Source organism: Halanaerobium kushneri, from assembly GCF_900156285.1.
Classification (GTDB): domain Bacteria; phylum Bacillota; class Halanaerobiia; order Halanaerobiales; family Halanaerobiaceae; genus Halanaerobium; species Halanaerobium kushneri.
The window spans coordinates 1-21,295 of sequence record NZ_FTNC01000021.1; the positions used below are offsets into that span (position 1 = coordinate 1).

Here is a 21,295-nt window from a genome sequence, read left to right on the forward strand (position 1 = left end):
CAGAGAGAATCCTGGCAGTACAGTTAAATTAATTACAAACGACTTTAAACATTCTGCTGTATTAATCAGCAGATACTACAGAGATCGCTGGCAGATAGAGATTTTCTTTAAGTGGATCAAGCAGCATCTGCATGTTAAAGTCTTTTATGGACACAGTGAAAATGCTGTTAAATCACAGATATTTACTGCTTTAATCAGCTTTGTATTGCTAACTCTTTTAAAAAGAGAAGCCAATACAGATAAGAGCTTATTTAAAGTACTAAAGTATTTTAGAGCCTGTAAGTTTGAAAGTCTAAAAGCTTTTATCAGAAAGATAAATCGACCACCATCACGCACTTCTAAAGGTCGAAGAGTGATAGATTACGAAAAAATCTATCAGCTAACCGAAAGGCAGGTGATGGCAGGAGAAACAGAGTTTTTATATTCAACAGAATTAAATCCAGTGATTCTGTAAAAAGAATAAATATATTATGGTAAAATGTGGATGAAGACTATCTATTAGTACTCCATTATCTCTTTTTCTTAAAAATGGATAAGGTTGTGACTGAATATTCTGTAGATAGTATACTTTATCTATAACTTAAATTTGACAATGCTTAAATATTTTTATGCAATGCTAGTGAAATAAATTATTGTTAATCTTAAGGGGGATAATATAAAATTGACAGCAGCCAAGAAAAATAGTTATCAAGTTGAAGAATTAGCAGTGATTACAGATTCAGAAATTAAGGGAAATAAAAAGTTAGAGGTTGATAATGCAAGGGGGATAGAAGAAAGTTTAGCTAATTCTGTTACCTTTGCTGATCAAAAAGAATATTTAATTCAGGCTTTAAAATCAGAGGCTGCGGTAATTGTCAGCAGTTATCAGATTTGCGAAGAGCTTGATTTAGAAATAAAAGCTGAGAAAACATTTTTGCTGACAGATAATCCCAGAAGAGTTTATGCTCAGATTGCTGATCTGCTGACACCAAGACCATATGCCAGTGGAGAAATTTCCGAGAAAGCAGTGATCGATGATTCGGTTAAGCTGTCAGAAAATCTTTCTATTCATCCCGGCGTGGTAATTGCAGAGAATGTAGAGATTGCTGAGAATACTATTCTTGCACCAGGAGTGATTATAGGACCGGATGTCAAAATTGGCAGCAACTGTCTTTTGCATCCAGGAGTGATTATCGAAAGAGGAACAATAATTGAGGATGAAGTTATAATTCAATCCGGTGCTGTAATTGGTTCTGATGGTTTTGGTTTTGCTACAGACGAAAGTGGACACCATAAGATTCCCCAGCAGGGTAATGTGATTATTGAGTCTGAGGTGGAGATTGGTGCTAATGTTACTATTGATAGAGGAGCAAGTGGACCGACAATTATTAGAAAAGGCAGTAAGCTGGATAATCTAATTCAGATTGGTCATAATGTTGAAGTAGGTGAAGAATCTCTGCTGGTAGCTCATACCGGTGTAGCTGGAAGTACAAAGTTGGGGCGGCGGGTAACTCTGGGAGGACAGTCGGGAGTTGTTGGCCATATCAAACTGGCAGATAATACAACTGCAGCTGCCAGAGCAATGGTTACTTCTCCTACCAATAAAGGCGATTTTATTTCTGGTGCCCCGGCCCAATCACACAGAGAAGCTCTTAAGGAACAGGCTTATTTACGTCGCCTGCCTAAATATATAGATAAAATAAAGAAATTGGAAAAGAAACTGGAGGAACTGGAAAATAAATAATCCTTGAATTATAAAGTCAATAAATATATAATAAACTATTGAAAGGCTTTTAATGAAAGGATGACAGTTTTGTATATAGAAAAAGGACAACAAAAGACACTAAATGAAGAGATTGAAATTAAAGGGATTGCCCTGCATTCGGGCAAAGATGCTGAAATTAAATTAAAACCAGCTCCGGTTAATACGGGAATAGTTTTTTTTCGTTCTGATTTAGATTATCAATTAAAATTGAAGGCAGAGCCGGGGGCGGTAGTTAATCTGGTAAGAAATACTACAATTGGTAGTAGAGAAATTAAAGAAGCTAAAGTTAGTACAATTGAACATTTAATGGCGGCAATCTGGGGCAGTGGAATTGACAATTTAAAAATCGAAGTTTCCGGCCCCGAGGTTCCAGTTATTGATGGAAGTGCCTATCCTTATTACCAGCAGATTCTGGCGGCTGGACTGAAAGATCAGCAGGAACAGAGAAAGATTTTTAAAGTTGAGTCTCCGATTTATGCTCGTGAGGAAGAATCTTATATCACCATTCTCCCTTATGAAGGTTTTAAGGTTTCCTATACTCTGGATTATCAGCATCCAGTAATTGGAAGTAGTTATTTTGAATTCGATACTGATAAAATTAGTTTTGGAGAAGAAATCGCCAGAGCCAGAACTTTTGGCTTTGCTGCCGAAGTGGAAAAGCTGCATGAACAGGGGCTGGCGCTGGGCGGAAGTTTGCAAAATGCTGTTTTAATCGAAGAGAAGAAAACAGTAAATCCACTCAGATTTGAAAATGAGTTTGTAAGACATAAAATTCTCGATGTTATTGGAGATATGTTTTTAAATGGCAGAATTATGGGCCATATAATAGCCGTAAAATCAGGTCACAGACTTCATGTCAGGCTGGCGGAGAAGATTAGAGAAAAAATGCTTGAGGAGGAAAATTAATTTGAGTGAGATAAATGAAATTATTGATATTGGTGTAATCAGGTCAATTTTACCCCATCGCTATCCTTTGTTATTAGTAGATAGAATCGAAGAAGTGCATAAAAAGGAATCTATTGTTGGGATTAAAAATGTAACAATTAATGAAGAGTTTTTCCTGGGACACTATCCTGATCACCCAATAATGCCCGGAGTGTTGATAGTCGAGGCGATGGCTCAGGTAGCAGGAATTTTAATTTATTATAGTTTTGAAGATATGGAAGATAAGCTTCCTATTTTTACGAGTATTGATAAGGCTAAGTTTAGAACACCTGTTAAGCCTGGAGATCAATTAAGAATCAAGGTGGAAATAGTGAGATTGCGCAAAAGAGTATCTAAGGTTCGAGGAGAGGCTTATGTGGGCGATAATCTTGCTGCAGAAGCAGAAATGATGTTTACTTTTGAGGAGAAATAGAGATAAAATTCTGGAAGGGGAATGATAGTCTTGGCAGCTGAAAAAAAAGGAAAAGTGCTTCACATGAGCAATATTCATGAGACAGCAATTGTTGCTCCTGGAGCCAAAATTGGGAAAAATGTTGAAATTGGCCCCTATGCTATTATTGGCGAAAATGTCGAAATCGGTGAGGGAACTGTGATTGGACCTCACGTCGTGGTTAAGGGCTGGACACAAATTGGTAAAAATAATGAAATATTCCATGGGGCTTCTATAGGCTTTGAGCCCCAGGATTTAAAATTTGATGGAGAAAAAAGTTATCTTTTTATTGGAGATAACAATACCATTAGAGAAAATGTTACTATTCACCGGGGGACCGCTGATGGCGGCGGGGAGACAAGAATTGGAAATGATAACTTACTAATGGCTTACTGTCATGTAGCACATGACTGTCAGTTGGGCAGCAATATTGTAATGTCTAATGCTACCAATCTGGCCGGCCATGTAGTAATTGAAGACCATGCTGTAATTGCTGGTATGGTTGGAGTGCATCAGTTTGTACGTATCGGAAAGATGAGTATGGTTGGTGCTCACTCTAAAGTAGTAAAGGATGTTCCACCCTACATTTTAGTTGACGGACATCCAGCAGGAGTCAATGGGATTAATGTTATTGGGTTAAGACGCAATGGGGTCAGTCCTGATATGCGAGGAGAGATTAAAAGAGCTTATAAAACTCTTTATCGTTCCAAGCTAAATATTGATGAAGCAATTGAAAAAATGGATCAGGAGCTGGATGCCAGTGAGGAAATTGAGCATTTTCTGCGCTTTTTACGTAATGCAAGCCGCGGAATCTGCCGGTAGGTGTCATCGATGACTAAAAAAGCTCTGATTGCAGGTTGGGGTGATCTGCCGCGGCTCTGGGCTGAGAAGGCTCAGGCTGCCGGAGAAAATTTTATTGTTATAAAAATAGCTGAAGAAATCACAGCTGAATTCTCTGATTTAGACTGTGCAGAATATACGGTTAATTTAACCCGACTGGAGGAAATTTTGCAGCTTTTAGAGAAAGAAAAAATTGAAGAGGCTATCTGGCTGGGCAAGATTAAGAAAACACATCTTTTTGCTGATTTTAATCCAGATCAGAAGCTGAAGCAGCTTTTGGTACAGCTGCCTGATTTAAATGATGACACAATTTTAGGAGCTCTGGCACTGGAATTTATAAATTCGGGAGTCAAGATTCTACCTCAGACTTATCTTTTAGAAGATCAGCTGGCAGAGGCAGGAGTTCTGGCCGGTCAAGTGGAAGCTGATTTAAAAAAAGATCTAATCTTTGCTTTTGAGACTGCTTTTAATCTCGGTCGTTTTGATATCGGCCAGACAGCTTTAATTAAAGATGGAGCTGTAATGGCCCTGGAGGCAATTGAAGGAACAGATGAGGCCATAAAACGGGCGGCAAAATTTGGTGGCCCGGGAGTAGTTATGGCTAAATGCAGTAAAAAAAGTCAGGATCTTCGCTTTGACCTACCAACAGTTGGTTTAAAGACGCTGGATAATTTAATTGCAGCTGAGGCAGCTGCTTTAATTATCGAAGCAGAAAAAACTTTTGTTTTAAATAAAGAGGAATTTTGCCGCAGAGCAGCTGCCAACGGAATTGTAATTGCTGCCGCGGAATATAAAGAAGGGGAGTTAATTCTACCTTGGCAAAAATAATGGTTTCTGCAGGCGAGATATCGGGAGATATGCACGCTGCTGCAGTCCTAAAAAAAGTAAAAGAAGTAAATGATAGTATTCAAATTTTTGGTATGGGCTCAACTGCGCTTAAAGAAATAGGAGCGGAGATTTTAATTGACCCTACTAAAATTAGTACTATTGGCTATATAGAGGCCTTAAAAAATCTAAAAACTCATTTTAAGCATCTCAGACAAATGAAAAAGCTGCTCAGAGAACGAAAACCGGATCTTGTTTTTCTGGTCGATTATTCAGCTTTTAACATGAAGCTAGCTAAAGCCTGCAGTCAGGAAGGGATTAAGGCAGTCAATTATTTCCCGCCATCTGCCTGGGTTTATAATAAGCGGCGAGCCAGCAAGATGGCTTCTTATGGTACTCATATTGCAGCTGTTTTCCCAATGGAGAGAGATGTTTATCGCCAGGCAGGAGCAGAAGTCACTTTTGTCGGTCATCCCCTGGTGGATATTGTAGAAGTGGAAAAATCTGAGGCTGAAATTAAAAAAGATTTAAAAATTGATCATCAAAAACCGATAATTACTCTTTTTCCGGGCAGCCGTCGGGGAGAAATTGAATCTCTGCTGCCGGAAATGCTAAAAGCAGTCCGGAAAATAAAAGCTAAAAAGCCGGAGCTTGAATTTCTGCTTTCTGCTGCAGACGGGATTGAACTGGAGTATTTAAATTCTTTTATTAATAAATTTGATCTTGAGCTAAAGATTATTCAAAAAAACAATTATCAGTTAATGCAGATTTCAGAATTTATAATTTCGGCATCGGGAACCACAACTCTGGAGGCTTCCATATTAAATACACCTCAGATAATCTGTTATCAGGCAGCTCTAACTACTTATCTGCTTGCTAAATATCTTTTTAAAGTTCAATTTGTCGGCCTGCCTAATATTATTGCCGGAGCAGAAGTAGTGCCGGAGCTGCTGCAGAATGATTTTGAGGCAGAAAAAATTGCTGAACTTTCGTTGAACTGGCTGAATAATAAAGAAGAATTAAAAAAAATAAAAAAGGAACTGCAGACGGTACGCCACAAGCTTGGTGGTGGAGGTGCAGTGAAAAAAACAGCAGATTTACTGCTTAGAGAAGGAGGGCTAAAAAATCGTGGATAGAAAGAGTATTTTTTTAGCGCTCTTTATTTTTATTATTATTATTTTTTCTCTTTATTTTAGTCTGGAAAAAAATCCAATTATTCCACCTGAACCGCCTGCCGAAAATCAGGCGCTGCCCGAGGAGGAACTGGAAGAGGTAAATTTTAGTATTTTTAATAACCAGCAGCAGCACGAGCTAAAGTTAGAGAGTGAAAATCTTAAAAATTATAAAGAGAATCAGCGAATGGAGTTAAAACCGGTTGAGGCAGAAGTCTATTCTCTCAATGATGACCAACTGTTATATACTCTCAAAGGGGATTTTGCTATTTATTACAGCAGTAAAAATTATCTTGAGATTCGCGGTAATGTAGTTATCGAGAGTGATCGTTATTATATTGAAGCTGAGGAACTTGATTATTATTTAGATCGCAATTTTTTGGAAGGGCGAGGTTCGGTTGAGATTAAAGGCAGTGAATTTCAATCTACCGCCAGCAGTTTTAGCTCAGATCTTAATTTAAAAGATTTAAAACTCAGAGGAGATAATAAACAGGCTGCAGTTGATTTTTCAGATCTGACAGCGGAGTAGTGGGATTAATTTAATGATTATTTTAATTGAGGAGCAATTATGATGCAGAAAAAAATTTTATTCTTTTTATTAATATTTATACTGGCCCTTACTGCTAATGCAGCTGCAGTCAGGGAATTAAATGGTGATAATCTTAATCTGGAACAGACTGCTCAGGGCCAGATTTTTAAGGCTACCGGTAATGTAGAATTTGTCTACGATGAGCTGCGCATTACAGCTGAGGATGAAGGTATATACCGTCGTTATAATGGAGAAGTTGAATTCAGAAAAAATGTTCAACTTTTTTATCAGGAATTTGAGGCTGAAGCAGTTGAGCTAACTGGAAATCTGTCTGACCAGATTTTTCATTTAACTAAAGAAGCTGAAGTAAGAGGCGAAAATTCTCTGCTGCAGGCAGATCAAATTGATATTTATCGAGCTGAAGATAGAATTGAAGTTCTGGGTAATGCCTATCTGGAATATAATAATTTTTGGGCTGAGGCCGACCAAATAATTTATTATCTTGATCGAGAGTTAATTTCTTTAAAAGGTAATGTTAAAGGTGAGCGGAACGGAGAATCCTTTAATTCTCAGGCAGCAGAAGTTAATCAAAAGACCGATGAGGTAAAACTTACAGGTCAGGCTACTCTGCGCTTTAGTGAAGAAAATTCTGCTGCAGGCAGCGGCAGTGAGACAGCGGGGGAGTAATTAGATGACTATCAAAGCTCAGGGTTTAATTAAAGAATACAATAAAGAAAGAGTAGTCAATGAGGTTGACCTTAAGGTGGATCGCGGCCAGATTGTTGGGCTTTTGGGCCCTAATGGGGCTGGTAAAACAACTACTTTTTATATGATTTTAGGTTTGATTAATCCGGATGGTGGCCAGATATTTTTTGATGAACATAATATTTCTAATCTGCCTGTTTACAAACGTGCCCGGCTCGGGATAGGTTATTTACCCCAGGAGGCTTCCATTTTTCGTAAATTGACAGTGGGTGAGAATTTAAAGGCAATTCTGGAATATCGAGATTTAGATAAAAAAGAGATTGAAAAAAATATTAAAGAGCTGCTGCAGGAGTTTCATATTGAAGGTTTAAGAAATCGTAAGGGATTTCAGCTTTCCGGTGGCGAAAGACGCCGGGTGGAAATAGCCAGAGCCCTGGCGGCAGATCCTGCTTTTATTCTTCTAGATGAGCCTTTTGCAGGAGTAGATCCGATTGCAGTTAATGATATTCAGGAAATAATCCGCTATCTCAAAAAACGAGGTCTTGGTGTTTTAATTACTGATCACAGTGTGCGAGAGACTCTTTCGATTACAGATCGCGCCTATATTATGCACGAAGGCAAAATCTTGCTTTCTGGAACTTCAGAAGAAATAGCCCAAAATGAGCAGGCTCGCAAATTCTATCTTGGCGACAAATTTAAAATTTAGAGAGGTGCATCTTTTTTGAAGACAATTAATAAATACATTTATAAAGAATTGATTGCACCTTTTTTCTTTGGTGTGGCAGCTTTTACAGGTATTTTTATCGGAACTGATTTAATTTTTGATCTGACAGAGTTTTATACTCAGTGGGGAGTGGATGTTTTTACTTTAATCAGACTTTTCTTTTTGAGTCTGCCGGAGATTATAGTTTTAACCTTTCCCATGGCTTCTCTACTGGGAACAATTATGGCTTACAACCGACTTTCGGGTGATAGTGAGATTACAGCCATGAGAGCCGGAGGGGTGAGTATCCTTTCTCTAGTTTTACCGGCCCTCATTATGGGACTGGTAACCAGTGGGGTTACAGTTGCCATTACCGAGTTTCTGGTTCCTAATGCCAATTACCAGGCAGAGCAGATAATGTATCAGGCTCGTCATGGTGAGCAGAGACCGAAAACTCAGTATGATTTATTTTTGACTCCTATGGACAGCAGTACCCGCAGACCGGATTATATACTCTATGCACACAGTTTTAATGGCGAAAGTGGTATGATGGAAGATGTGGTTGTTCAGAGTTTTGAGGATGGCAGTCCGGACAGTGTTCTGGAAGCAGAGCGTGCAGAATGGCTGAGTGATGGCTGGCATTTTTATAATGGCACAGTATATTTTCTGGATCGAAATAATCGGCAGCCGGCGCTGGAGTTCAGTACCTATCGTTCCCGGGAGGAGATTCATTCTCCAACACAGGCTGGAAAACTCGGCAAGAGTATAGACGAGATGAATATTAGGGAATTAAGTGAGCATATTGCACTTAAGGAGGAGCAGGGTAGGACCGCCTACGAAGAGCGGGTAGCTCTGCACCATCGATTTTCAATTCCGCTGGCAAGCTTTATTTTTGCTCTACTGGCAGCGCCACTGGGGATCAAACCACAACGTTCTGCCGGTTCGGCAACTGGTTTTGGAATCAGTATAATAATTATTTTTATTTATTATATTTTAATGACAGTTGGAGATGCTCTTGGTAGTCAGGGGAGTATTCAGCCCTGGTTGGGTGCCTGGCTGCAGAATATAGTGATATTTATTGTTGGTGTTGGACTGCTGATTAAGACGACGAGACAGTAATTAAGGAGGTGGAGATCATTAACGCATTTGTTATAATAGCAGCGGTAGTAATTTTAAGTGGTTTAATAGCCTATATTGGTGATCGAATTGGTATGAAAATGGGTAAAAAGCGGGTATCTTTGTTTGGTCTCCGCCCCAGATATTCTTCGATTATTATAACTATAGTAACAGGTATTTTAATCGCCGTTCTTTCTGTTACTATTTTGCTGGCAGTTTATTCCGAGTTGAGACAGGCTTTATTCAATATTAATGATGTGCTGACAAGACTGGAATACTTGAATGAAGAACTTCAAAATAAAGATCAGGAACTGGCAGCTAAAGATAAGAAGCTTAATAAAAAGGACCAGGAACTTTCCGGTTTGCAGCAGGAAATCGAAACAAAAGAACAGCAGATAACGGAAAAAGAGGCTGAAATTGCGGCTCGCGAAAAAGAAATTGCAAAACGCGATCAGGAGATAGCGGCCGTGGAAAAGGAACTGGACGAATTGAGTCAGAATAGAAATGAACTGCAGAACCGGGTTAACGAATTAAGTTCTCAACGAGACGAGCTGGAAACTCAGGTGTCCGATCTGCAGCAACAAATATCGGAACTGGAAGCTGACTATGATAAATTGCGGGAAGTTGCCAATCAGCTGCAGGCCGGTGTGATTTACTATATGGGAGAAGATATGGTCTACCAGAAAGGTGATGTAGTTTACACTGATACTCTTGAGGGAGGACGCAGTGAGCAGGAGACAATTTCTGCTTTAAATAAATACCTGCAGGCAGCTAATAAGGTGGCACTTCAAAAAGAGATTGAAGTTAATCAGGATACTGGAATGGCACTTCGTCTGCAGACAGAGGATATCTTAAATGCTGCCCGCATTATTTATAATATGGAGCCTGGCAGTAGAGTTATTGTTTCTCTAATTGCAAGAGTAAATGTTCCTAAAAATGACTGGTTATATGCTAATTTCCAGCTTTATGAGGATTTTAAAGTCTTTGAGCAGGGCCAGTTAATTAGCAGCAGAGAAATTAGTGCTGAACAGAGCAGTAAGGAAATTGAAACTGAATTAGAAGCACTGCTGCAGGATATAAATGAAAAAGCAATTAGTCAGGGGCTTTTACCGGATAATTCCGGTCAGGTAGGCAGTATCAACTTTAGTCAGTTTTATGATCTGGTCAACAGAGTTCGTGCTGCAAGTGGCAAAGTTCGGATCAGTATTTATGCTGATGCTGATATCTGGCGTCAGGATCGACTAAATGATAATCTGAAATTTGATCTAGAAGAGCTGAATCCTGAGTCTGAGAATACTGGCAGAAAGGCGGATAATAATGAGTGAATTATTAGCACTGGATCCCGGTCGTGATAAGATAGGAGCAGCAGTTCTCTCTTTTGCTGGAAGTGAGAAAGAAAAAACAATAATAAAAAAAAATGTGTTATTAGATCATCTAAATGAGATTTTTAATCACTATCAGATTAAAGAAATTGTAATTGGTAATGGAACCGGAGCTGAAGAGTTGAGAGAAATAGTGACTGGTGCCTATCCTAAAATTAAAATCAGTCTGATTGAGGAAAAATATACAACCGAAGAAGCTCAGGCTCGATATCTGGCAGAAAAACCAATGTCTAATTACGAAAAACTGCTGCGAAAAATAGTCAGCTGGAAGATAAAAAAACCTCTGGATGACTATGCAGCCTTAATTATTGGTGAAAAATATCTCGAAAAACTTGACAAAAATAAGTAATTGCTTTACAATAATGTTTGAGGATTAATAATAAATTAAATTTGACAGGTAGATTAGTTTACTGTTATAATTTAATTTGTAAATTGATAATTTAATATGCTTATAAACTCGACGCTAAAATGCGGCGGAAAGGAGGTGCCCCCCAGAGCTGCGGAGTTGTAGAGTTATAAGAGTTCTAAGATGCTTATTTAAAAATCTTTTGGACAGATGAAGAGGAAACTAGGTAACTCGCTCGGATGTCCTCTATGATTGCATAAGTTATTAGAACTTATATATCGAAAGAAAAAGAAAGATAACAATCAAGGGGGATTTTAATAATGAAAAAACTTACAATTACAATTGCTTTACTGTTAGTTGTAGCATTTGCTATGCCTACCTTTGCACAGTCATTCTCTGACGTGCCAAGTGATCACTGGGCATATGATGCAATCAACAAGCTGGTTGCTGCTGGTATCGTTGAAGGTTATCCTGATGGCGAATACAAAGGTGACCAGAACATGACTCGTTACGAAATGGCTGTTATGGTTAGCCGTGCTCTAGACAACATTGTTGCTGAGCAAGAAGCTATGGCTGAAGAAATGGACGCTATGGGTGAAGGTCTAACTACAGGTCAGGCTGAAGACGTAACTGCTATCGTTAAGTCCTTAATGGAAAAGAACACTCAGGACAGCTTAACTGATGCTCAGGCTGAAGAAGTAGCAGATATCGTTGATGCTTTAACATTTGAATTAAAAGCTGAACTTAAAGTATTAGGCGCAGACGTTGACGCTTTAGGTAAAGATATGGCTGAATTAGAAGCTAAAGTAGACGCTATGGACGTTCCACAGGATAACATTGAGTTTGGTGGAGAGTTCAAGACTATTTTTGAAGTAGCTAATTATGGTGATGCTTCTGAAGAAGCAGCTACAGTTGCTTTATGGGACGATGGAGATGCTTTAGATGGTCCTGATCCAGATGAATTTCCTGCTGAAAAACGTTTCTGGCAAGAAATTGGAATTAATATGAATGGTAATCTAAATGATGCTAAATTCAATTTAGATATTGATACAATTAATAACGTGTTTGCTAATGAAGATTCACTCAACAATTATGGTGTAGCTCCTTTAGCTCAAGGTGAACAAGATTTACAGTTGGATAGTGCTTTGTTGACAGTTAACTATGCTGATGCAGTTATCACATTAGGTGACCATGCTGATTACAGTGTTGCAAGATACTTTGTTGATGAAGAAGATGTTGAAGGTGTTTCAGCTTCACTTAACTATCTAGATACAGATTGGACATTTGTTGCAGGTGGATTTGGTACAGATTCAGAATCTGACATTTATGGTGTTACAGCTGAAAAAGATATGGAATTTGGTAATGTAACTGGAAGACTATATCAAGCTAGAAAATATTATGCAGATGCTGATGATGATGGCGTAGATGAATTGTATAATGCCAATGTTACAGCTTTAGGCTTAGCTGTATCTGATGTAGCTCTAACTGATGTTGTAACTATGGGTGGAGAGTTCGCAGTATCAAATGTTGATTCAGATATTGACCCATTTGTTAGTGAAGACTCTGACTATTTATTCAATGTTAATGCTGAATTTGCTGCAACTGAAGAACTTACTCTAACAGGTAAAGCAGAAACTGTAGGAGAAAACTTTGTAGCATATGCTGGTGATTTAGAAGAGTCTAATAACTATAATATGTTCAATGTTGGTGCTGAGTATGTATTAAATGAAAATAATACAATTACTGGTGGCTATACATTTGTTGACCATGATCAGCCTGAAGATAAGAGTACTGTGGAAGTTGCTTTAGATAACGTATATGGTGACTTTACAAACAATGCTTCATTATCTTACACAATGAATGATACCTATACAGATGGTTACAATACTACAGTTATCGAATTAGGTACTGAGTATGCTTGGAACGAAACAACTACTCTAGGTGCTGCTTTAGTTAACAAAAATGAAGATAACGATGGTACTAATGTAATCAAATATAATTATCTAAAAGGTACTTTAGATAAGGAATTAGCTGATAACATGACATGGAATACTGAAGCTAAGTATATCATGGGTGAAGTTAACGCTGCTGAAACAGAAGGTGTAGGTAATGCACTTACTACTTCTTTAACAGTAAGCTTCTAAATATAGCTTATAGCTAAAAGAAACAAAAACAACCCGGGGGATTTATTCCCTCGGGTTTTCTATGTTTATAGGAAAAAAATAACAATCTATAGGAGGAATTTAAAAAGTGAAGAATAAAATTATAATATTAATGATGGCCTTAATGATAGTAGGGTTGTTAGCAGGAAGTGCAGCTGCATCTGATTGGGAAGCTGTTGGAGGATTATCAATTACAACTGTAACTTTAGATCAATGGAATGCTAAAGTAGATTCAGTTAATGAAGTATTAAGTGCTGAAGGTAGTCCTTTATTAATTGATTCAACTAATAAAGAAGAAATGGATAACATTGATAAGGTTCCTATGTTCTTTATTGGTGCAGAAAAAGAGATAAATGATAAATGGTCAACAGAATTCCGTTATGAGTATATCTTTGGTACTGTTGAAGGGTCTGCTGATGTAACCTATGATCTTACAGCAGTAGGAGGATCAGCAGGCACCTCTAAGCATGAAGCTGAACTTGATGTAAAAATGCATGGATTAGCAGCTTTAGCAAAATATCAAATAAACAATAATTGGTCTACTAGAGGTGGAATTGGATTTTATAACGGTACTAAAACAAAAAAAGTTAGTGGTCCAGTTTTTGTAGCAAAAGGAGTAGCTGATGATAATGAATATGACTTGGATGCAATAAGTTATCGCTTAGGAGTAGGTTATGAGCGTTCTTTTGCTCAAAATTGGTCTTTTAATGGAAATATTGATTATTTATATATGGAAATTGAAGATGAGGACCCAGGTGAGGTAGATCCTAATATCTACAGTAACGGATTTTCATATGCAGCTGGTTTAACATATAGTTTCTAAAAGATAAATTAATAAACAAGAAAAAGCCCCCGGGGCAGCGACTATAATTCTGCCTTGAGGGCTTTTTTACTCTTTTAAACAATAATTTAATTAGTCAAAAATAAATCTCTATATTTTTTTATTACTGCTTCATCAAATTTATTTGAATCATAGTTTAATTCATTTCCAGCGGTGGGATCTGGAAATTTAAAGCAGCATTCTATTTAAAACTTCCAGATAACCACTGATCATCAAAAATCCAAAAATAATTAGTAATATTCCTGTTATTTTGTTTACTAATGGTAGATACTTATTAAAAGCTTTTAACTTTGGCAGGAGATAGTCCATGAAAATTGCTGATAAGAAAAAAGGAACTGATAGGCCAATGGAATAAAATAAAAGGAGCAATCCTCCTCCCATGATGTTGGACCTTGTGCTGGCAGCGATCAGAATTGAACTTAAAATAGGTCCTATACAGGGAGTCCAACCGAGGGCCAGAATTAATCCCATTACAAAGGAACGTAAATTACCCTGCAGATAATCCGGTAACTCAAATTTCTTTTCTCGATAGAAATAGCTTATTTCAAGAATTCCTGTTAAATGAAGACCAAAAATAATAATAATAATGCCGCCAATGTTTGTCAGGATATTCTGATTTCTAATTAAAAATTTGCCTAAAAATGTGGCTGATAGGCCCAGCAAAATAAATATAATAGTAAAACCAGCAATAAAGCTGAGAGAAGAGATTACAATTGAAATATTCTTATTTTTTTCTTTTGCTTTTGCATAATCACCGACCAGATAAGATAGGTAGGTCGGTATTAATGGTAAAATACAGGGAGAAAAGAAAGATAACAGTCCTGCCGAAAGAGCTGCAATCAAACCTATATCTGCTGACATATGATCACCTCAAATATATTTTTATTAATTAGATTATATAATACTATATCGAAATAGACAAATATAATAAATTGGAAAATAAAAGGTTTTCTTATCTGGATTATTCAGGCCAGATCTGTTATAATTAAAGTGTGTAATTATAAAAGAAAGGAGGCAGGGAAAGATGAAGAGGGTATTGATATTTACTGCCATTATTTTGTTAATTTTTACTTTCAATATTTCGGCTAAGGAAGCAGATCAGACCAATACTGATCCTGAAACAGAAAATCTTAAAAGTCTGGACCTGTCTCAGGAAAAGTCGTTTTCCGATTCTGCCAGGGAAGAACTGCTGGGTATTGCTTCTCAGTTTGAAAGTACAACCAACATCGAAGATATTGAAATAGACAACAGCAGCTTTAATCTTACTGGTAATGGAAGCCAGCAGAATACAGGTTTACAGCTTTTATCTGATCTTAATTTTAATACGGATTATAGTCAGCAGATTATTGATGATGAAGTCATTAGTGAAACCCAGCTGCAGCTTGAATATGCCATTAACTCGCGAGCTCTGATTAGAGCAGGTTACAGTCTTGCTAACCGAGAATGGTGGGAGGTGCAGAGTGTAAATTCTTCCACGGTTGATTCGGAAGCCAATCCGAATCTTACTATTAACAGTGAGGAAAACCTATTAACACCTGCCAGTTCTGAGAGAGTTTTTAGAGAAGAAAATGAAAGTCGGCGCAGTCTGGGACTTGCCTATCAAACCAGTGATCGGCTTACAGTTTCTGCTGATTTTATAGAAAATAATGATTTAAATACATTTAATGATGATTATGACTTAAATGCTGATACTACAGTTTTTGGATTGCAGTATAATGACCCAATGGGAACAATTAGAGCCAGCTATCAGATTGATTTAAATGACGAACTGACTCAGAGAATAACTGGTGTTGAGCTTGATTTTAATAATTTGGCAACTTTTAGTGCTTCCTATAAACTGCTGAACCCAGAGGACCTGGAGTCAACTTTAAAATCTCAGACAGCCTGGGATTTAGGTCTGGGAGTAACTTTTGATGAAAATTATGGTTTGAATCTTGGTTATGAATTAATCGAAAATGACGAAAATAAGGATGATAGCGAAAGAAATATTAGTGCTTCTTTCGAAATAAACTTTTAAGGATGGTGCAGTATTTTGTCAATAAATATAAAAAAAATTACAGTACTGATTTTAGTATTTTCAATTATTATGACACCTATTTTGCCTTATTCCCAGCTGCAGGCTGCGGGAATTATCCCGCTCGATGGTCTGGCAGATGCGGAAAGGCTTTTATATGGTTCTGTGTCGGATAAGCCGATTTTAGAACGGGTTAGTGATGTTGAACAGAGTTTATATCAAAAAAAACAGCCGGGATCCATTGTCGAAAGAACAGAAAAAATAATTTCAGATCTTTTTGAAACAACAGAAAAGTCTCCTTCTCTTGTTTTTCTCTTTAATACAGTTGAGTGGGCAATAAGTGGAGAAATCGGGAGATCTAATCTGCTTGAACGGATCAGTAATTTAGAGAAGATGGTAAGTGGTCAAGTTACTGAAGGCCCACTTAAAGAAAGGATTAAGGAGCTTTATCAGCTAACAATCAGCGGGCGGGAAATGCCAATTCAGCTTGTAAAAAGCAGAGAGGATCAGCTAATCAGGATCGAATTACTGGAAGAAATTGATTCTAAAACTGCCAGCCGGGGTAAGAAAGTTCCCTATCAGGTGATAGAAGATATTAAAATTGGGGATGTTTTAATCATACCTGCAGGTACTACAGGAGAGCTGGAAGTTACAGAAATTAAAGAAGCCGGGAAAATGGGTCAGGATGGAGACATTAAAATTGGTTTTCCTCAACTGACTGCTATTGATGGTAGTTCACTGGATGTTGCAATTGAAGATGAGGCCCGAGAAGAGAACGAATCACAGAAACTGGCTATTGGTGCCAGTGTGCTGGGAACGGCCCTTCTTGGTTTGCCGGGAGTAGTTGTCGGTTATTTTGTTGAAGGTGAAGATGAGACAATTCCTGCTGGTTCAGAGTTATATATCCAGCTGATTGAAGAAAAAGAAATTAGGGGTATAGTTTTAAAATAGATCTAACCTGCCAGAAAGGCGGGTTTTTTCATATTATTTTAGATGAGCAGAAAACTGATTTGAAAAGGAGTTAGAATCTTGCAGAAAAATAATTATAGACATTGTCAGTTAAATCAAATTGGAGGATTTTTGCTGCTTGTTTTTGCCTTTCTTTTTTTACTTTCGTTTTCAGTATCTGCAGCAGATTATGTTGTTCAAGGAGAAGAAATTACTTTTATTGAGCAAACAGGTCTGGTAGTTTTTGAAGGTTCACCTGTTTTCAAATCAGCTGATTTTACTGTTAGAGCAGATAAATTTGAACTTGATACCGAAAATAAAAAGTTAAAAGCTTATAAAAATGTTTTAATTGAATCTGATAAAGATGATCTGCGGGGTGACAGCCTGGAGTATAATTATCAACTGGAAACGGGAAGTCTTTACGATGCGAAAGGAAGTGTTGGCCAGATATATTTTTCTGGTTCGGAGCTAAATATACTTTCGGCTTCACCAGTAGAAGGTGTCATGCAGTCAGCAGAATTTACTCCCTGCAGTCGTCCGGAAGCGCACTATCATTTTAAGGCTAAAGAGGTCAGAATTAATCCTGATAATACGATTACTATTCATCATATAGTTCCTTACATAGCCAATATACCTGTTTTTTACTTTCCATATTATTCTGTTACCTATGATCCTGACGGAAAAGAGGGAGAAGAACTTAGAAACACCTTTCCCCTGCCCAGATTCGGCTATGATGCTGAAAAAGGAGTTACAGTTGAGTTGTCCTATCCCTACCAGATTGGAGATTCTAACAGCGGCCGAATTTATTACTGGCGGGAAGGGTCCGGAGAGGAAAGAGATGAACGCAGAGAGTATCTTAATATCCAGCGATTTACTGAGAATTTAAGTTTCAAAAATCGTTATTATTATCTTTATGATTATGATTTTGAGGATGAGGTTTTAGACGAAGAAGAAAAAGAATTTAGAAGTTCACTGCTTTATACTCCTGGCAATTTAAGTTTGGAAGCAGGACTTTTGCGAGATTTACTGCCTGCAGAGCCGGTCAATCGATATTTTGTTGAGGCAAATTACCAATTTGAAAGTGGTTTGAAAACTGGTCTTTTTAAGAAATACGATCCGGAACAGAAAGAAATAATTGAAACAGTTTATACAGCTGACTATCGCTTTGGGACAGGGGTCAATGCATCTTTGAGAAGAGAATATAATAGCGAAGAACTGATTAAAGAAAATTACAGTTTAAGCCATAATCAGACAGCTGTTAACTGGAATCTTAAATATGTGGCAGGAGAAGACTACAATTACTATCCTTATCTTGAACTTTCATTTCCTGCTTTTTATTCTTTTAAAACTTCCCTGGGGACAGGACGGGTCGAAAATGGAGGAGTAGAGTTAAATAAATCCAGATTAAATTTAAACTACAACAATAGCTGGCAGCTTCCAGCTGGTTTCTCCTACCACTTAACTCATAATTATCGACTTGATCATTATCAGAGCGGCTATGATCAGAATTATCACTTTTCGGTTTTAAATACCGGTCTTCGCTATCGAAATCAATTAAATAAAAAGTTGCTTTTTAAATCTGCCCTTTTTTATCGGCAGGATAGAGTGATGGGCAGTACCCCATTAGTCGATGATCGGGAAGAAGAGGAAAGATTGCTTAAACCTTCAATTTCTCTAGATATCAGAGGTGATTATCCAGATTCAGCCTGGGCACTTGAGGCTGATGGCAGTTTTGATTTATCTAGCGAAGAATGGGACGAAATAAACCTTCGACTTAGAAAAAAAGAAGACTGTTTTGATTTTTTTATTGGCTATGAATTTGTTGATAAAAGTATTAATTTTGGTCTTTCTATTTAAATCTAATCTAATTTATTAAAACCCTGTCTGATTAAAGGACAGGGTTTTGAATATTTTTTCACAAAATTGCAGGAATTTTCCTTTTAATCGTGAAAAATAAAGAAAAAGGGTGATTTTTGTGAAAAAGAACACAATAACTTTTCTGATAGTTTCTATTCTTTTAATTTTCTCTGCTTTGACTTTAACTGGTTTTTATGCAGCCCCGGTGGCAGCTAAGGACTATAGGCCGGAAATTAGTGGCAGTTTTGAGAGTGGAGATAGGCTTTATACTGATCCGGGAGACCTGGAAGAAAATGAAGATAACATTGTTGATTATTATCAGTATAACAAACAGTGGCTGCGATATAAACAGAAGCTGGCTGTAGGTGAATATTATTATTTGAAAGCTCAACGGCAGCAGCGCATTTATGAACAGAGTCAGACCTATGATAATTTGAATTTAGAAGTTGAGGGTAATTATACCTTTTATTTAACTGAGAAACTGCGCAATCGATTTAAACTTTTGCTGCGAGATAAGGATTATCTGGAGGCGGAAACAAAAGACTATCAGCTGGCCCGAGTGCAGTACACACTGCAGTATGATTTAAATGAAAAACACGATTATGAAATTTTATTTCAAAGACAGTGGACTGAATATAAGATCAGTCCGGAAGATGACTATCGATTGAATCGAGTTTCCTTAAAGTGGGGCTGGAAATTTAGCGAAAATCTTGATCTGGACACAAAGCTGCAGTTTGACCAGCAGATAAATACGAAAAATTCCGGTCGAACTGATAAGAGTGGCCGCAAAATTTCTTTGAAATTTAAATATAAACTCTAATTTTTCTTAATTCTTTAAAAACTTTATAAAAAAAATTATTTGTGATATAATATTTTCAATGAGTAGCATAAATACTTTAGATCGTTTATCAACAAAGGAGTTGATCAATTTTGAGTTATATGTCCAGATATCGCGATTGGCTTTTAAGTGACTATTTTGATAAGGAGACAAAAGAAGAGCTGGAAGCCATCCAGGATGATGAAGCAGAAATTGAAGATCGCTTTTATAAAAATATTGATTTTGGTACAGGTGGTATGAGAGGAAAAATGGGGGCCGGAACTAATAGAATTAATAAATATGTGATCCGGAAAGCCACTCAGGGTCTGGCCAATTATATAATTAATTACAGTGATGATGGTCAGGAAAAAGGTGTTGTAATTGCCTACGATTCAAGACATAATTCGCCGGAATTTTCGCTGGAAGCAGCACTTGTGCTGGCTGCAAATGGCATCAAAACATATTTATTTACCGGAATGAGAGCAACTCCGGAGCTTTCTTATGCAGTTAGAGAATTAGATGCAATCGGTGGCATAGTAGTTACCGCCAGTCATAATCCACCGGAATATAATGGCTATAAGGTCTACTGGGAAGATGGGGGACAGGTAGTACCTGAGCAGGCTCGAGATATTATTGCTGAAATTGAAGAAATAGATGATTTTTCTATTGTTAAAACTATGGATGAGATGGAGGCAGTTGATAAGGGATTATTAAATTACATTGGTGCCGAAGTTGATGATAGTTATCAAAAAACTTTAATAGATATTTTACCAGATACAGATCTAGCAGCAGAGAAGGGCAGCAATTTATCAGTGGTTTATACTCCACTACATGGAACAGGCAGTACAGTAATCCCAAAACTTCTCAGTGATTTAGGTTTTTCTAACCTGCATCTTGTGGAAGAACAATCAGATGGAGATTCAGAATTTTCTACCGTAGAAAGTCCAAACCCTGAAGACAGAGAGGCTTTTGATCTAGCATTAAAGCTGGCTGAGGAAGAAGAAGCTGATCTGGTTATTGCAACTGATCCTGACTGTGATCGGATGGCACCTGCAGTTAGAGATGCGGAGGGGAACTATCAGTTTTTAAATGGGAATGAGACAGGTGTTTTATTTGCTGATTTTCTTTTAAAAGAAGCAAAGGCAGCAGGTAAGCTACCTGATAATGGAGTTATTGTTAAGTCAATTGTTTCTACAGATATGGTTTTAGATATTGCTGCTGAGTACGGGGTGGAAGTACTCGATGTACTGACAGGATTTAAATTTATTGGAGAAAAAATTACAGAGTTTGAAGCATCAGGGGAAAAAGAATTTATTCTGGGTTTTGAAGAAAGCCTCGGATATTTAATTGGTAAACATGCGCGCGATAAAGATGCTGCGGTTGCCGCTGGTCTGGCAGCAATTATGGCTCTAAAATATAAAGAAGAAGGAACAAATCTGCTGGAGCGTCTGGCAGAATTGCGAGAAGAATTTGGTTATTATCTGGAAGATTTAGAGTCGATTCGCCTGGAAGGAAAGGAAGGTCAGGAAGTAATAACTAAAACAATAGCCAGACTGAGAGAAGAGAGTCCCGAAAAAATAGCAGGCCGCAGGGTTAAGGTGGTTAAGGATTATAAATTATCTACAATTAATTATTTAGATGAAAATCAGGAAGAAGAAATAAAGCTGCCTAAATCAAATGTGCTTCAATATTTACTGGAAGGTGATGCTAAACTCACTATTAGGCCCTCCGGAACTGAACCCAAACTTAAATTTTATTTTGCAGTTCGCGAAAAAGATCAGGCAACAGCAGAAAAAGTGCTGGCCGGATTTAAGGAGAATTTAATGTCTGAAGTTGAGGAGATAATGAACAGCTTCTAAGTATTTGGCATGCAAGAAGAGTAATAGAAAAATAAGAGGCAGAATTAAAAAAATAAAAGG

The 21,295-nt window shown here is 37.5% G+C and carries 20 protein-coding genes and 1 pseudogene; 20 read left to right on the plus strand and 1 reads right to left on the minus strand.

All coding sequences use genetic code 11. The features are described 5' to 3' along the window. Positions 1 to 70: 70 nt before the first annotated feature. From BW929_RS15655 to BW929_RS11820, 15 genes and pseudogenes are all read left to right on the plus strand, one after another. Positions 71 to 191: pseudogene (locus BW929_RS15655) on the plus strand (transposase); the annotation flags it as partial. 470 nt (positions 192 to 661) lie between these two features. Further along, the gene (gene lpxD / locus BW929_RS11755; protein WP_076545685.1) at positions 662 to 1,723 is read left to right on the plus strand and encodes a UDP-3-O-(3-hydroxymyristoyl)glucosamine N-acyltransferase; all 1,062 of its coding nucleotides are present in this window, start codon (positions 662 to 664) and stop codon (positions 1,721 to 1,723) included. Positions 1,724 to 1,783: 60 nt separating this feature from the next. Continuing rightward, positions 1,784 to 2,650: a UDP-3-O-acyl-N-acetylglucosamine deacetylase gene (gene lpxC, locus BW929_RS11760; RefSeq protein ID WP_076545686.1), complete on the plus strand. Its 867-nt coding sequence runs from the start codon at positions 1,784 to 1,786 to the stop codon at positions 2,648 to 2,650. Between the two features lies 1 nt (position 2,651). Then, positions 2,652 to 3,101, plus strand: a complete 450-nt coding sequence (gene fabZ / locus BW929_RS11765; RefSeq protein ID WP_076545687.1) for a 3-hydroxyacyl-ACP dehydratase FabZ — start codon at positions 2,652 to 2,654, stop codon at positions 3,099 to 3,101. Between the two features lie 21 nt (positions 3,102 to 3,122). Next, complete coding sequence (gene lpxA / locus BW929_RS11770) at positions 3,123 to 3,941, plus strand: acyl-ACP--UDP-N-acetylglucosamine O-acyltransferase (protein WP_076545688.1); 819 nt, start codon at positions 3,123 to 3,125, stop codon at positions 3,939 to 3,941. A gap of 9 nt (positions 3,942 to 3,950) precedes the next feature. Further along, a complete protein-coding gene (locus BW929_RS11775) occupies positions 3,951 to 4,787 on the plus strand; it encodes an LpxI family protein (protein WP_076545689.1) in 837 nt (278 codons plus the stop codon). After that, on the plus strand, positions 4,775 to 5,920 hold the full coding sequence (lpxB, locus tag BW929_RS11780) for a lipid-A-disaccharide synthase (RefSeq protein WP_076545690.1): 1,146 nt from the start codon (positions 4,775 to 4,777) through the stop codon (positions 5,918 to 5,920). The genes BW929_RS11775 and lpxB overlap by 13 nt, the downstream gene beginning before the upstream one ends. Beyond that, positions 5,913 to 6,485, plus strand: coding sequence for an LPS export ABC transporter periplasmic protein LptC (lptC, locus tag BW929_RS11785; RefSeq protein ID WP_076545691.1), 573 nt, complete (start codon positions 5,913 to 5,915; stop codon positions 6,483 to 6,485). Before lpxB ends, lptC begins: the two co-directional genes overlap by 8 nt. A gap of 42 nt (positions 6,486 to 6,527) precedes the next feature. Continuing rightward, on the plus strand, positions 6,528 to 7,172 hold the full coding sequence (locus tag BW929_RS11790; protein ID WP_076545692.1) for an LptA/OstA family protein: 645 nt from the start codon (positions 6,528 to 6,530) through the stop codon (positions 7,170 to 7,172). Positions 7,173 to 7,176: 4 nt separating this feature from the next. After that, complete coding sequence (gene lptB / locus BW929_RS11795; RefSeq protein WP_076545693.1) at positions 7,177 to 7,896, plus strand: LPS export ABC transporter ATP-binding protein; 720 nt, start codon at positions 7,177 to 7,179, stop codon at positions 7,894 to 7,896. A 15-nt stretch (positions 7,897 to 7,911) separates the two neighbouring features. Further along, positions 7,912 to 9,012 carry an LptF/LptG family permease gene (locus tag BW929_RS11800; RefSeq protein WP_076545694.1) on the plus strand — a complete coding sequence of 367 codons (1,101 nt, stop codon included), beginning with the start codon at positions 7,912 to 7,914 and terminating at the stop codon, positions 9,010 to 9,012. 8 nt (positions 9,013 to 9,020) lie between these two features. Next, positions 9,021 to 10,334, plus strand: coding sequence for a DUF3084 domain-containing protein (locus tag BW929_RS11805; RefSeq protein WP_076545695.1), 1,314 nt, complete (start codon positions 9,021 to 9,023; stop codon positions 10,332 to 10,334). Beyond that, positions 10,327 to 10,740, plus strand: coding sequence for a Holliday junction resolvase RuvX (ruvX, locus tag BW929_RS11810; RefSeq protein ID WP_076545696.1), 414 nt, complete (start codon positions 10,327 to 10,329; stop codon positions 10,738 to 10,740). Before BW929_RS11805 ends, ruvX begins: the two co-directional genes overlap by 8 nt. Before the next feature lie 368 nt (positions 10,741 to 11,108). Further along, positions 11,109 to 12,881 (plus strand): S-layer homology domain-containing protein, encoded by a 1,773-nt coding sequence (locus BW929_RS11815; RefSeq protein WP_327077776.1) that lies wholly within the window; start codon positions 11,109 to 11,111, stop codon positions 12,879 to 12,881. A 106-nt stretch (positions 12,882 to 12,987) separates the two neighbouring features. Further along, positions 12,988 to 13,722 (plus strand): outer membrane protein, encoded by a 735-nt coding sequence (locus tag BW929_RS11820; protein ID WP_076545698.1) that lies wholly within the window; start codon positions 12,988 to 12,990, stop codon positions 13,720 to 13,722. A gap of 186 nt (positions 13,723 to 13,908) precedes the next feature. Here the strand turns inward: BW929_RS11820 and BW929_RS11825 are convergent, their stop codons facing one another. After that, a complete protein-coding gene (locus BW929_RS11825) occupies positions 13,909 to 14,601 on the minus strand; it encodes a cytochrome c biogenesis CcdA family protein (protein WP_076545699.1) in 693 nt (230 codons plus the stop codon). A gap of 163 nt (positions 14,602 to 14,764) precedes the next feature. Here BW929_RS11825 and BW929_RS11830 point away from each other — a divergent pair, with 163 nt between their 5' ends. The 5 genes from BW929_RS11830 to BW929_RS11850 all read left to right on the plus strand — a co-directional run bounded on the left by BW929_RS11830 (position 14,765) and on the right by BW929_RS11850 (position 21,235). Further along, positions 14,765 to 15,757 (plus strand): hypothetical protein, encoded by a 993-nt coding sequence (locus BW929_RS11830; protein WP_076545700.1) that lies wholly within the window; start codon positions 14,765 to 14,767, stop codon positions 15,755 to 15,757. 15 nt (positions 15,758 to 15,772) lie between these two features. Further along, positions 15,773 to 16,705 carry a hypothetical protein gene (locus BW929_RS11835; RefSeq protein ID WP_076545701.1) on the plus strand — a complete coding sequence of 311 codons (933 nt, stop codon included), beginning with the start codon at positions 15,773 to 15,775 and terminating at the stop codon, positions 16,703 to 16,705. A gap of 78 nt (positions 16,706 to 16,783) precedes the next feature. Continuing rightward, positions 16,784 to 18,559, plus strand: coding sequence for an LPS-assembly protein LptD (locus BW929_RS11840; protein WP_076545702.1), 1,776 nt, complete (start codon positions 16,784 to 16,786; stop codon positions 18,557 to 18,559). A gap of 118 nt (positions 18,560 to 18,677) precedes the next feature. Then, positions 18,678 to 19,379, plus strand: coding sequence for a hypothetical protein (locus BW929_RS11845; RefSeq protein WP_076545703.1), 702 nt, complete (start codon positions 18,678 to 18,680; stop codon positions 19,377 to 19,379). Positions 19,380 to 19,489: 110 nt separating this feature from the next. Continuing rightward, positions 19,490 to 21,235, plus strand: a complete 1,746-nt coding sequence (locus BW929_RS11850) for a phospho-sugar mutase (RefSeq protein WP_084566200.1) — start codon at positions 19,490 to 19,492, stop codon at positions 21,233 to 21,235. The last annotated feature ends 60 nt before the right edge of the window (positions 21,236 to 21,295 follow it).